The organism is Lutispora sp. QWL-02 (assembly GCF_058315355.1).
This window is the reverse complement of record NZ_CM177762.1, coordinates 334535-347884: the sequence shown is the minus strand read 5'-3', so window position 1 is coordinate 347884 and position 13350 is coordinate 334535. Positions and strand designations below refer to the sequence as shown.

At 41.6% G+C, this 13350-nt stretch carries 9 protein-coding genes and 1 tRNA gene; 9 read left to right on the top strand and 1 reads right to left on the bottom strand.

What is annotated here, in order from left to right:
- The first annotated feature begins 3 nt into the window (after positions 1-3).
- The 3 genes from AC4HCY_RS01400 to AC4HCY_RS01390 are packed head-to-tail and all read left to right on the top strand — an operon-like array spanning position 4 to position 2968.
- Positions 4-642: an ATP-binding cassette domain-containing protein gene (locus tag AC4HCY_RS01400; RefSeq protein WP_491095232.1), complete on the top strand. Its 639-nt coding sequence runs from the start codon at positions 4-6 to the stop codon at positions 640-642.
- Positions 639-1400: an ABC transporter ATP-binding protein gene (locus AC4HCY_RS01395; protein ID WP_491095231.1), complete on the top strand. Its 762-nt coding sequence runs from the start codon at positions 639-641 to the stop codon at positions 1398-1400. The genes AC4HCY_RS01400 and AC4HCY_RS01395 overlap by 4 nt, the downstream gene beginning before the upstream one ends.
- A gap of 2 nt (positions 1401-1402) precedes the next feature.
- Positions 1403-2968, top strand: coding sequence for an aldehyde ferredoxin oxidoreductase N-terminal domain-containing protein (locus AC4HCY_RS01390; protein WP_323432576.1), 1566 nt, complete (start codon positions 1403-1405; stop codon positions 2966-2968).
- A 5-nt stretch (positions 2969-2973) separates the two neighbouring features.
- Here AC4HCY_RS01390 and AC4HCY_RS01385 read toward each other — a convergent pair whose 3' ends face one another.
- A complete protein-coding gene (locus AC4HCY_RS01385) occupies positions 2974-3558 on the bottom strand; it encodes an SOS response-associated peptidase (RefSeq protein ID WP_491095230.1) in 585 nt (194 codons plus the stop codon).
- Between the two features lie 124 nt (positions 3559-3682).
- Here AC4HCY_RS01385 and AC4HCY_RS01380 point away from each other — a divergent pair, with 124 nt between their 5' ends.
- The 6 genes from AC4HCY_RS01380 (at position 3683) to AC4HCY_RS01355 (ending at position 13342) form a co-directional block, all read left to right on the top strand.
- On the top strand, positions 3683-4213 hold the full coding sequence (locus AC4HCY_RS01380; RefSeq protein WP_491095229.1) for an O-acetyl-ADP-ribose deacetylase: 531 nt from the start codon (positions 3683-3685) through the stop codon (positions 4211-4213).
- Positions 4210-4587 (top strand): fluoride efflux transporter CrcB, encoded by a 378-nt coding sequence (gene crcB / locus AC4HCY_RS01375; RefSeq protein ID WP_491095228.1) that lies wholly within the window; start codon positions 4210-4212, stop codon positions 4585-4587. The genes AC4HCY_RS01380 and crcB overlap by 4 nt, the downstream gene beginning before the upstream one ends.
- A 76-nt stretch (positions 4588-4663) precedes the next feature.
- Positions 4664-4740 (top strand) — tRNA-Arg (locus AC4HCY_RS01370).
- A gap of 274 nt (positions 4741-5014) precedes the next feature.
- Positions 5015-6676 (top strand): sensor histidine kinase, encoded by a 1662-nt coding sequence (locus AC4HCY_RS01365; protein ID WP_491095227.1) that lies wholly within the window; start codon positions 5015-5017, stop codon positions 6674-6676.
- Positions 6648-7319, top strand: coding sequence for a response regulator transcription factor (locus AC4HCY_RS01360; RefSeq protein ID WP_323432581.1), 672 nt, complete (start codon positions 6648-6650; stop codon positions 7317-7319). Before AC4HCY_RS01365 ends, AC4HCY_RS01360 begins: the two co-directional genes overlap by 29 nt.
- 167 nt (positions 7320-7486) lie before the next feature.
- The gene (locus tag AC4HCY_RS01355) at positions 7487-13342 is read left to right on the top strand and encodes a DUF5011 domain-containing protein (protein WP_491095226.1); all 5856 of its coding nucleotides are present in this window, start codon (positions 7487-7489) and stop codon (positions 13340-13342) included.
- The last annotated feature ends 8 nt before the right edge of the window (positions 13343-13350 follow it).

Genomic DNA, 13350 nt, shown 5'->3' with positions numbered 1-13350 from the left:
TATATGGAGATTTTAAGAGTAGAAGCCCTGACTGCTTATTATGAAGGGAAAAACTCAAAAAAATTTTATTACCCGGATTTCACTATTGGAAAAGGACGGTGCCTTTGCATAAAGGGAGATACTGGATGCGGCAAAACTACATTATTAAAGGCACTTTTTAAGAAGGATTTTGAAGGAAAAGCAGACTATAAAAGCGCTCAGTTGGTGGGAAAGGATATAAGAAGCTATGGAAGAGATATCTATAGAGTCGTTTCTTTTATGCCCCAGTTTTCTCAAAATGCATTAAATCCAAGCTTGACTGTTGAAAGCCATGGGAAGGATGTTCCGGGATATAACAGGGAAGGATTTTTAGAAATGCTGGCGTCCTTGAAGCTGGATGAAGATGTAATGAATAAATATCCTTATGAGCTGAGCGGAGGAATGAAGCAGAGGATAGTCATGCTGCTGGGTTTTTTAAAAAGCCCCAGCTTGTATGTGATGGATGAGCCTTCAACGGCAATAGATGCTTTGACTCTCAAGCTTATATTGGATTTTCTGAGAGGGATGAAGGAGAAGGGCATAAGCATTCTTATGGTAACCCATGACTTTGGCTTTTCAAAGCATATTGCCGACGAGCATATAATATTGCAGGTGTTGTCATGAATAAGGTTTTAGAATTTAAGGGCGTCAGCAAGAGCTATGGCGGATATAAAGTTTTGGAAGACTTGAGCTTTTCCATTGAGAAGGGGTCTATAGCTGCGTTGATAGGGGAAACAGGAAGCGGCAAATCTACCATAGCCAGATTGGCCGTCGGCTTAGAAAGACCGGACAAAGGAGAAATACTGCTCATGGGAAAATCCGTAGGGCTTCTGAAAAAACGCGGCTTTTGCGATTGCGCCTCTATCCAGTATATATTTCAAGATGCTTATGGAGCTCTTGAGGATGGATATAGGGTAGAGCAAATATTATCGGAGCCCATAAGGATATGCAAAAGAAGGGGCCGCGAGGAAATATATTCTCCGGAACAAGCCTTGTCAATGGCAGGATTAGGAGATTATGAATATTGGAAAGGGATGAAGGCCGCGGCACTAAGCGGAGGTCAAAGGCAAAAGCTCTCAATAGCCCGAGCTTTGATACCAAAGCCGGATATTTTGATAACCGATGAAAGTACAGCAATGCTGGACACAAAATCCTCCCAAGAAGTATTCGAAATATTGAGGGAAATATGTATAGGCTATGGATTGAGCGTTATCGCAATTACCCATCAAAGGCATATCATCGATAACTCATGCGATAAAGTTATGGTACTGCGCGGAGGAAGAATAATTGAGGAGGGACCGTCAGATATCGTTATGAAATTTCCCTCTGAAGACTATGCCAAGGAGCTTATAGCTTGTATGAATATATTTGTGGGGGTTTAGAGATGAGCAAGCTTGTTTACGCTGATTTGACTCAAGAAAAAGTCACTGTTGAAAATATTGAAACGGATTATAAAAATTCAGGAAGAGCCCTGGCAGCAAGATTGATATGGGAAAGGGTGCCTGCCGGTGCAGATTATCTGAGCGAAGAAAATGCCATCGTGCTGGCTCCCGGATTTTTGACCGGCACCCAGGCCCCCAGCACAGGGCGGCTCAATATCGGAGCGAAGAGGAGCGAAGGCAGCGATGTCAGGATGATCAATATTGCAGGGCCGATTTCACAAAAAATCGCCTCTATGGATATAGCAGCTTTGATGATCACCGGAGCTGCAAAGGGGTCTAATACGGTGCTTCATATAGAAAAGGACTCATTATCCTTTCATAAGCTTGATGAAATATCAGGCATGTCTACAGGGAAGACCGTTGAATATTTAAGGGCTTTGTGGGGTGAAGACACCTCCATAATAGGAATAGGCCCCTGCGGTGAGCATGTGCTGCCCATTGCTTCAATATTCAGCACCTACAAAAATGGGCACCCCGCTTATTACTGCTCACGGGGAAAAATGGGCGATATATTCGGATATAAGGGCATCAAAGCCATTGCGGTGAGCGGCAAAAATCACTTTTCCGCAAAGGTCTCGGATGAGGAGGCCTTTAGAAAAGCCTCTAAGCGGCTGGGGAAAAAGATAATTGAAAATCCTGTATGCGGAGGAGCTCTGCCTGCATATGGGTCCATTACCCTGATAAAAATGATGAGAGAAGGCAAAAACTTTAAAATTAAGAAAGAGACAGAGAAAAAGAAGGAAAGCAAGGGTGCAGTGGTTACATATAATGATATGCCTGTAAATAAAAATTGTGCTCCAAACTGCGTAATAGGATGCCTTAACAGGCATCGGTCTTCGGATGACACTCCTTATAGCTCACCTGCGGAAAGCGAAGCTTATGCAGCGTGTAAGGATCTTTTCGGAATCGATGATAAGGACTTCATAATCAATTTGAATAAGCAGTGTTTCAATCTGGGGGCGGATACACTGGAGTTTTTATCCTCATGTGCCATGCTGTTTGAAGCCTATGATGAAAAACCTTCAAAAGGAAAGCTTGTAAATTGCATTGAGGAGCTGAGGAAATTGACGGCAAAGGGAAGGATAATAGGCAGCGGCACCAGGGGAATATATGGCTTATATGCAGAAAACAAAGCTCTGAAGGCAATGATGACAAAGCCTTCCTATAAAGAGGAGGGAAGCTTTAAACTGGATCTCAAGAACAGGGCTCCAGGCTGTGAAGATTTAAGCCCTGCAGAATATTTATACGGATATATTGCCGCCTCCGGCAATCTTGGGCTTTGCCTTTTCACCAGCTTTGCCATGCTTGAAGACAGCGAAGCGATGGAAATACTGGCCGATCTTGTGAAGGCTAAAACCGGCAGCGACATTAAAAGCGCCGATTTAATAAAGGAAGCATTGAGCAGCCTCAAGGAGCAAAGACAAGTCCGGCATGATTCGCTCAGCGGAGATATAGCCTCCTATATGCCGGAATTTGTGAAGGTACTGTATAGATATTTTGGACAGTGATATATTTATTCCATAAAATCAAAGAGCGTATATTCCTTTTTGCCGGCGAGAGGTTTGATGTTGAAGTCTATGAACCGGGGCGCATTCATAATCGATTTCAGCATAGATAAATCGGCTTTGTCGTCCAGCCATATATTTTCCTCTTCTCTGGTCAGGATTAAGGGCATCCTTTCATGGATGCTCTTCATTTTTTCTGAGGAATCCATGGTCAAAATAGCAAAGGTATCCTCATCATAGATAGCGGCCATGGAGAATATATCCTCATCATCTTTGCCGATGAGATGCTTGATCTTGTTGCCTTGTCCTGCCTTCCATTCAAAAAAGGCATTGGCGGGGATCAGACATCTTCTTTTGATCAAAGCGGATTTAAACATGGGCTTTTTATCCGCTGTTTCTGCTCTGGCATTTATGATAAGCCTCTTGCTGCCGCTCATGGGGAAGCCCCATTTCATAGGCAGAAGCCTTATCCTGCCGTCCGTTTTTACCACTGCAAGGGCATTTTCGGAAGGGAAAATTTCACCGGATTTGTATAAGCCCTCGGAATAATCTGCATTGTACCTGGTTGCCAGATCCTCTAATCCGCTTTTCAATAAAAACCTTCCACACATTTTTATAACCCCTTTTTATGATATTATAATAATAGTAGCATAATGATGAGGAGTAAACCACAGAAAGACAAGGAACCGGGCGGAATAATTCTATGAGGTGATATATATGAAAAGCAGAATAGAAATCTTTCTTGGAGATATAACCAAGCTTCAGGCGGATGCCATAGTGAATGCGGCCAATACCAGCCTGCTGGGCGGAGGCGGCGTAGACGGCGCCATACATAGAGCAGCAGGCCCGAAGCTCCTGGAGGAGTGCAGGGGGCTGGGAGGCTGCAAGACAGGAGAGGCGAAGATAACCAAAGGCTATAACCTGCCTGCAAAGCATGTAATCCATACTGTGGGGCCCGTATGGAAAGGCGGAAACAGCAGCGAGGATGAGCTGCTGAGGAATGCTTACAGAAATTCTTTGAAGCTTGCCGCAGAAAATGATATAAAAACCATAGCATTTCCGGCCATCAGCACAGGGGTATATTCATTCCCTCTGGAAAGAGCAGTAAAAATTGCCGTTGCAGAGGTTTTAGATTTTTTGAAGAAAAACAGCTCTATTGAGAAGGTCATCTTCACATGTTACAATGAAAAAGCATATGAATACTATAATACCATGATGGATAAAATATTTGGAGGCAGTGAGATTTGATAAAAGTTGTTTTAGCGGGAATCGGCGGTTTTATCGGCGCATCTTTCAGATACATGATATCCAATATGATTTCAAGGCATATAAGCTCTTCTTTGCCTTTGGGGACGCTAAGCGTAAATATAATAGGAGGGTTCTTCATAGGCTTTATACTGGAAGGAAGCATGAAGCTCTGGAGCCTTTCACCGGATATGAGGATATTTTTGGTCACCGGTATCTTAGGCGGCTTGACCACCTTTTCTGCCTTCAGTTACGAAACAGTAGAATTATTGAGCAAGGGCAGCTATTTTTTAGGGATGAGCAATGCCGCATTAAATCTGATATTAAGCCTGGCGTCCGTATGGATAGGAAGGCTTGTAGTTCAAGGCATAGGTTAGTAAACAAGCTAATATACAATTTTTTAAAGTTGACAAAAACAAAATAAAATTGTAATATACATATTGTAATAAAAATGCACCTATAGCTCAGTAGGATAGAGCAACGGTTTCCTAAACCGTGTGCCGCAGGTTCGACTCCTGCTAGGTGCACCATATTGAAATTACCAATCCCAACGCTTTGAGGCATTGGGGTTTTTTATGCTTCTTTATATGGCTTATTTGGCAAGTTCAAATAAAAAAAGTGAAGTAGGATTGATTTCCTGCTTTTTTCATATTTTTATTCCATTAAATAAATTAATACCTTATACTTAATATAAATAGTATATTATTGGCAAGGCATGGTGAGAGTATGCAATTTCAATATATTCCATATATATGGCCTTTGATTGTGTCTTCGTGCATTACATTATCTTTGGGAATATATGCATTGCTGAGGCGAAAAAATGCAAAAGGTGCTGCCAGCTTTATACTCAGCATGCTTGTGGTGACCATATGGTCATCAGGCAATGCACTTGAAATGGCGGCGGCCGACTTCGGCACCAAGCTTTTTTGGGCAAATATCCAATATTTTGCTTATTGCTATTCACCTGTAACATTGCTTGTGTTATGCATGGAATTCACCGGATATCATGGATGGGTAAGAAATAAAAAGATTTGGTGGCTTGCTGTCATACCTACAATTATCATAATGCTCGTTTGGACTGATGGAGTGCACGGTTTGATAAGGTATGGGATACACATGGATTACAGCGGATCATTTCCCGTCATTGCTAAAAGATACGGTCCTATCTTCTATATTCATGCTCTCTATTCACATTCTTTGAATATTACTGCATGGATACTTATCGCCAGAGCGGTATTTTTTAAGAACACAGTATACAGAAAGCAAGCATTTGCATTGTTTTTGGGATTAAGTTTAATTGTTATACCCAATATGCTGTATATTTCAGGCATCAGCCCTGTGAAAAGATTTGATATCACGCCGGTGTTCTTTGGACTGGCGGGTTTGATAATGGCATGGGGTATCTTTCGCTATAAGATATTCGACTTGATACCCTTGGCACGTGCTACTGTGATTGAGACAATGGAAGCAGGGATATTGGTCCTTGACTTGCAGGACAGGGTGCTGGATATGAATCCGGCCTTTGAAAAGATCATAGGTTTGACTGTTTCACAAGCTTCTGCCAAAAGGGTTGAAGAGGCCTGCTCTAAAATTCCGGAGCTGGCTAAGGCTTGCATGGACAGGAATATTGCACATACAGAGTTTTCAGTAGATGCCATGGAATATGCAAAGGTTTATGAGGCATTGTTTTCTCCTCTTGTTGACGGGGAGGGTATTCTTATAGGAAGGCTTGCAGTTATATATGATATAACTGATAAGAAGCAGGCACAGCAGGAGTTTTTAAGGCATCAATGGAGGCTTGCAGTGATTGAGGAGAGGGAACGGATGGCCAGGGATATGCATGACAACTTGGGACAGGTTTTAGGCTTCATAAGCTTACAGGCCCAGGGAATCAAGCAGGAACTTCTGAACTCAGGGGTAGAAGTGGTCTCTCTAAAGCTGGACAAGCTGATAGGCGTTACACAGGGGGCCCATGATGAAATAAGGGAATATATACACAATGCCAGGAGTACCGCCTTTACCGAAAAGGATTTTATCAAAGCATTAGAAAAGGATATTATTAGATTTGAGGAAGAAACCGGCATATATGTTAAAAGGGATATGCCTATTGACTTTACAGGTGAGATACTGGAGCCGATAATACGGTTGAATATGCTGAATATCATCAAAGAAGCCCTGAACAACGTAAGGAAGCATGCGGAGGCCGATAATGTAAAAATATCTTTTTCTTTTTCACAGGAGGAGTTCTGTACTATCATAGAGGACGACGGAAAAGGGTTTGACTGCAGTTTATACGAAAACAGCGCCGGTACAAAGTTTGGACTGAATATAATGCGGGAGCGTGCAGCTGCAATAGGTGCGGGAATTCACATCGAATCACTTGCGGGAAAAGGCAGCAGGATTGCTTTATATCTGCCTATCAGGAAAGGTGGGAAAAATGAAGATGAAACTAATGCTGGTAGATGATCATCCTTTATTTCTGGAAGGTCTTCAATATCTTCTTGAAACCTATGGAATAGATGTGGCCGGTACGGCAAAAAATGGGAGAGAGGCGCTTGCGCAAGCTCGGGCATTGAAGCCGGACATTATTTTAATGGACATCAAGATGCCTGAGTGCAGCGGAATAGATGCATTAAGGCTGATAAAGGCAGAGATGTCTGAAATAAAGATCATCATGCTTACTACGTCTGAGGAGGATGAAGATCTTTTTGATGCAGTGAAGTATGGAGCATCAGGATACCTTCTAAAAAATACTAATGCCAGGGAACTGGTAGGCATGCTGTCTGATCTTGAAAAAGGAGAGGTTCCTCTTTCACCGGATTTAGCTTCCCGGCTTTTAAAAGAGTTTAAGGACAATAGCTCCTATGAGCATGCATCTACAGCCAGCACATCACAGGATAGCAAAGGGAGGCAGCTTACCCAAAGGCAGCTGGAAATACTGGAAATGGTAGCCAAAGGAATAACCTATAGGGAAGCGGCAGATGCTTTGGGGCTTACTGAGCGCACTGTCAAATATCATATGGGGAGGATTATAGAGCTGTTGCATCTTGAGAATAGAGCACAAGTCATTGCTTATGCGGCACGGATGGGAATAGTGGAGCACAAATAACAGTTTATAAATACAGTCTTTAGTAGAAGGCTGTATTTTTTTTATAGCAGACTGTACTTTAGTACATGGTATACAAATGGGAAACAAGGTATTATATAAATAATTATGCAGAATTTTTTGACCATTTCTGATAGATATTGATATATTGAAGATTATAGGGAGGGATCATGTTGAAAAATATAAAAGTGAAGACGGTTTTGGTGTTCATGCTGATAATGATGACATATATATCTTTTTCCGGCATAGCTGTATATGGGGGATATGAATGGTATTTGCTCGATGATGACGGAAGCTCACCGGGTTCATGGACAAATTTGAATGATGAGGTTGCAAGGGTTACTTCCTTGAAAAATGGACCATCCAGCGGCAATCCGGGGTACTTTTACTACTTCAAAAATGACGAAAACGGTACTAGAGAAATGGCCGATGCAGAGATTGCAAGGACTGTTTATTTGAATGAGGAACAAAAAATGCTGTGTAATCTGGGGCAGCTAACGGTTAATTTTTCAGTAGACTATTCCGGATGGGATGATAGTGATAATGACCGGTTTAAGGTGCGCATATACAGCAACGGGACCAAACTTATCCACGATTCAGGCTATTATATAGGGAACAAATCCTGGAAAACACTGAAGAAAACCGGGATTACCCTTCCTGCAGGCACCACAGGCATAAAGGTGGATATATACGCAGACAGGGAAAGCGGAAGCGACCTGGATGTATACCTGGATAACATAAGGGTATGGCTTTCTGATGAAAAACCGCCTTACATGATCGAAGCAACAGTTACTGAAATCAGGGATTATAACGGTAATGCGGTGCCATTGAAGAAGGATAAGGATACCGGCGAGTATTTGGACAACTGGGTGAACACTTCAGATACCATTTATGGCAGTGTAAAGTACAATGAACCGGTAGATATATGGCTGGGAACACTTCTGAGGACAAATATTCTGGTTAGAAGTGGTTCTATGGTTTATGGAGATGTCCAAGGAGGGAGGGGATACTTGCATGAATACTCTATCCCAATTGGTGATAGACTGATAGCAGGAGACAATTATATACAATTCTATTATAATCCTGATGGATCGGGCCCCTTCGATGACCATGCGCGTGATATAGGCGGAAATGCCGCTATTTATTATGAAAAGCCTAATATAGATAAATATAAACTCAAGCTGGATAATGCATTGCCGAAGATTATTTCTCCAGTATATCCATGGGACAGCTATGAGGCATATGAACGCGGCAGGACAAGCATTGATATTGTAGTGAGTGAGGAAAACCGGGGGACCAAGCAGTCGCCTCTTACTCTGGCTTATCATTGGGAATATAGAGACAAAAATGGTTTTAAAATTACTGAGCCGGAGACGAAAATGTTGATAAGCAGTACAGTGGTACCTGTGGTAGATGATACTTATACAACCTATACAGTCAAAATTGATATTCCTAATGGAAGCAGCATACCCCCTTATCAAGAGTTCACCCTATTTATTGAGGCTTGGGATGAAGCAAGAAATGGATATAGGAACAATTATATATACTTTATAGTCAATCAAAAGGATGCAACACCTCCGACCATAACTTGGGACAAGAGTATTCGTGAGGATGGGACAGTAGTGGATTTAAATGCAGGAGAAGATACTCTGTATACCACAAGCCGCACAGTTTCTTTCAGTGCGAAGGATTTGGAGAGCGGTGTGGATGAAGTAAAATATTCGTGGACTAGAGAACCCTATAAAGCAGGAGATGTAATAAATAAAGTGGTACTGCCGGGAGAAGATGGCAAATATCACATACAGGGGACAAGCTCTGATGCTCCGCTGGAAGGCACATATTATCTAAATATACTGGCAGTAAACGGCACGGAAACGGAGACCATCAGCAGCAAAGCCTTTTATTTTGATAATCAAGGTCCTAGGGTCACAGGATTTAGTCTTGAACTGAGTGATTATGGAGATCCAAAAAGTGTAAATTATAGAGTTGAAGACAGGGCTTTGCAGGATAAGTTTTTATATACAATTTTGATGATGGATGAATTAACTTGGACTTATGAGCCTTTAACAGAACCTGATATATCTGAAGGTATAAAGGATAATGACGATATGTGGCGTGTAATGGAAATAGACAGCATAACAGGCACTGAAGGCACTGGAAGCATAAGCCTATTTGATGAAACAACACCTATTACAGGATACTACAAGCTGGTAGTCAGATTTTATGATGAATACTACAATTGGAAGCAGATTGAGGAGCAAATAACCATTGATCACGAACCTCCCACTATTGGAAAAGAAATGCATTTGGGAGAACCGGAAGTATTTAAGAAGAGGCCTGAAGTTACCCTTGACTACGGGACATTTGAAGGTGTTTTGATTGAAATAAATGATAACACATATGTAGGTAAAAATGAGGAATACATATCTGTTAAATGGGTAGATGTTGTAAGTAAAGAAGAAATACCTGCAAGTTTTAGAGACATGCAAGGCTGGGTTCTTATTGAAGGCAGTGAAGCTTTAGACGGTAGATATTACCTCCGGGTGATAGCGAAAGATGCTTTTGGAAATACCATGGACCAAAGGGTTTCTATAGATGGAAATCCAGTGGTGTTCTGTTACGATAATAGTACCCCAACGGTAAATATAGCATACGATAAAGTATTTGGCGCAAATGAATTCAAATTTTCCTATTCGGAGCTTAAGGATGCTTATACCGATGTAAAGTTGTTTAAATATGGGATATCAGCATCACCGGATATTATGCCTTCAGAGTGGATAGACATAAACCCTGCCTTAAGTGAAGGTGAAATAACCTGTTCTACCACTGAAGGGGTATGGTATTTGCATATAAAGCTTCAGGATACATTGGGCAATGAGCAAATCATCTCCTTCCCGGAGCCCTTTCACATAGATTTGACCAAACCATCAGGAAACATTGGTTTCACAAATGCTTATACCAACAAGCTGGATGCAGCATTGAAGCTGGAAATAGATGAACTGAAAACAATACCTGATAAAACCTTTAAAACCATATTATCTGATGACATGACAAAACTTGAGAATGATGCAATTGGGGAAGCAAAGCCGTCAGACTGGCAGGATATAACCTATGAAAACGGATTGGCAATATATAATTGGAGCCTCACAGATAAGGAAGACGGCGAGCAGAAGGTATATGCTAGATTCATGGACGAGGCAGGAAATATATCAGATATATATGAGGCTTCTATCATACTTGACAGGACAGCTCCAACAGGAGAGGTGACATATGATAATATTACAGAGCCTACAGCAGGTAATGTGACTGCAAGCCTGACAATGAATGACAATTATAATGTGACCTTGCTCAATAATGATGGGATCAGTTCTTATGTATTCAACCGCAATGGAGAGTTTGAGTTTGTACTCATGGATGATGCAGGGAATAAGGCCCGTATAAAAGCTGTTGCAGATAATATAGATAAGGACCCCCCGAAGGCATATATCACATATTCCAATCCAAGAGACATCTGGACCAATGAATCCATAACCGCAACACTTCATTTGGAGGATATAAATGGTTATACTGTTTTAAGCCAAGGCGAGTTTACCCACACCTTTGATGGAAATGATGAGTTTTTATTTGAGTTTGAGGATACTTTGGGCAATCAAGGAAGCATAAGAGCTGAGGTAAAAAACATAGACAAGGAAGCTCCGGAGGGCAGCATCATATATGCGGAAGGAGATACGGCACCTATCACTATATATCTTGATACAAACGAGCCTGTTAAAGTGACAAACAATGGCGGAAGCTTCAGATATATGTTTTATGAAAACGGAGAATTTATCTTTGAATTTGAAGATAAGGCAGGAAACACCGGAACAGCTGTTGCTTCTATATATACAATTACCTCTCCTGAAAATTATGTTAATGTGATGTATGGTGACTCAGGCGGGCTCACAAATGAAAACATTAGAGTGGAATTTACACCTGATCCGGTTTTAGCGTGTATAGCAAGTCCAACAGTGACAGCGGAGGTATACGGGGCGTATGAATATACATTTACTGATAATGGGGACTTGCCCGTATCCATAAGAGTATTTTCAAGCGCGGATGAAGAAAGTATAAGAACGGTGACAGGCAGTATTTACAATATTGACAGAACTCCCCCGGAAGCATATGTATATCTAAGCACAGAAGGACTCACAAACCAGGATGTTACAGCAACTCTGCTCACTTATGATGATAGAGGAAAATCTGTCACAATCAAGAATAACAACGGAGAATCAGAATATGTATTTGATAAAAACGGCGTCTTTACCTATGAATTCATGGATGAGGCGGGAAATATGGGGTATAAGGATATAACCGTTTCCAATATTGACAAGGAAGCACCGAAGGCTGAGATTAGCTATTATACAAAAGAAACCAAGCCAAATTCTAAATTTGCGAAAATATCCTTTACAGGAGAAGCTGAGGATGTAGAAATACTCAACAATAATGGTTCGGACACCTTTGAATTTGTGGAAAACGGGACTTTTACCTTCTCATATTCGGATAAAGCGGGGAATAAAGGTGAAGCCACTGCAAGGGTCGATAATCTGTCCGACAGTGTTTCGGCGGGAACCATTGAATATTACATCAGAGAAACCAAAATTGACGATCCTGATGAAACGATGATAAATGAAAGCGTCACTGCAAAGCTGGTTTTGGATAAAACGGGCGGTCCCTATACCATAGTGAACAACGGCGGAAGCGGCAGCTATACCTTTCTGCATAACGGAGAATTTACATTCGTTTACGAGGATGGGAATTCAAACAGAGGCTTTGCCACAGCCAAAGTAAGCACCATAGATAAGGAGGCGCCCAAGCTTCAAATACTGGCAGACATTGTAAGAGCCACCAGGGAGAATGTTATCATTACAGTAAGCTACAGCGATAATATTGAGGTTAAAGAAGTAATTCACAACATGGAGCCGGATAATGTCATTCCCTCCGAGAATGGGTTTACCTATATATGCAGCGGGAATAAGTCAATTGAGGTTACTGTTGTTGATACTGCAGGAAATAAGACTACAAAATCATATGATGTAAACTATATAGATAGGGAGAGGCCAACAGCAGAAATAATATATACTCCCAGCAGCTTTACAAATAGCAATGTAAGGGCGGTTCTGGTCTTGAACGAGCCCGCGAGGATTTTGACCAACAACGGTAAGGCGGAATACATATTCACTCAAAACGGAGAATTTGTATTTGAGTTTGAAGATGAGGCAGGGAACAAAGGCTCAAAGACAGCAGTTGTTAACTGGATTGACAAGACTCCTCCCCGGGTATCGTTGGAATACAGCAATACTAAGATGACAAACAAGCCTGTAGAGGTAACTCTGAAAGCAGAAGAGGGTTCCAAAATTTTGAACAATGGCGGTTCGGCTAAGAGGGTCTTTTACAGGAATGGGGAATTTACCTTCAGAGTAAGAGATGAAGCAGGAAACATCGCCGAGATAAAGGCAGAGGTAAAAAATATAGATTCAGATATGCCCATCATAACACTTAAGGGATCGTCTTATGTAACGCTTTTTCAGGATGAAGCTTATACCGAACAAGGATATACTGCTATTGACAATGTTGACGGAGATATATCAACTCAGGTCATTGTAGAAGGAAGCGTTGATACAACTGTAGCGGGAATATATATTTTAAAATACAAGGTATCTGATGCAGTGGGTAATAGCAATGAAGCGACGAGAACAGTAAAGGTACTGAGCCCCGGCGAGTTGGTGCTTCTCCTCAATGATGAGGTTGCCGAAGGAGAAAGCGTAATTTTGAATAAAAGGGATGTTAAAGTGAGTGCCTTTGGCAACGAGGGAAGCTTAAAAATAAAGTGGGATAAGGGCAAGAGGACCCAGGCCTATTTCAAGACCGAAGGATATATTGCTGCTCCCGGAGGAACTGTAAGGCTTGAGGCCTATAATTGGTATACATTCTTTGTACAGGATAGGGAAAGAAGGATAAAAACCATACAGGCATATGTAAATGAGTAGGGGGTGAG

Excerpts from the sequence above, each read along its gene's own strand:
- AC4HCY_RS01395 (WP_491095231.1), top strand. The coding sequence starts at position 639 with ATGAATAAGGTTTTAGAATTTAAGGGCGTCAGCAAGAGCTATGGCGGA.
- AC4HCY_RS01380 (WP_491095229.1), top strand. The coding sequence starts at position 3,683 with ATGAAAAGCAGAATAGAAATCTTTCTTGGAGATATAACCAAGCTTCAG.
- AC4HCY_RS01360 (WP_323432581.1), top strand. The coding sequence starts at position 6,648 with ATGAAGATGAAACTAATGCTGGTAGATGATCATCCTTTATTTCTGGAA.
- AC4HCY_RS01390 (WP_323432576.1), top strand. The coding sequence starts at position 1,403 with ATGAGCAAGCTTGTTTACGCTGATTTGACTCAAGAAAAAGTCACTGTT.
- AC4HCY_RS01400 (WP_491095232.1), top strand. The coding sequence starts at position 4 with ATGGAGATTTTAAGAGTAGAAGCCCTGACTGCTTATTATGAAGGGAAA.
- AC4HCY_RS01355 (WP_491095226.1), top strand. The coding sequence starts at position 7,487 with ATGTTGAAAAATATAAAAGTGAAGACGGTTTTGGTGTTCATGCTGATA.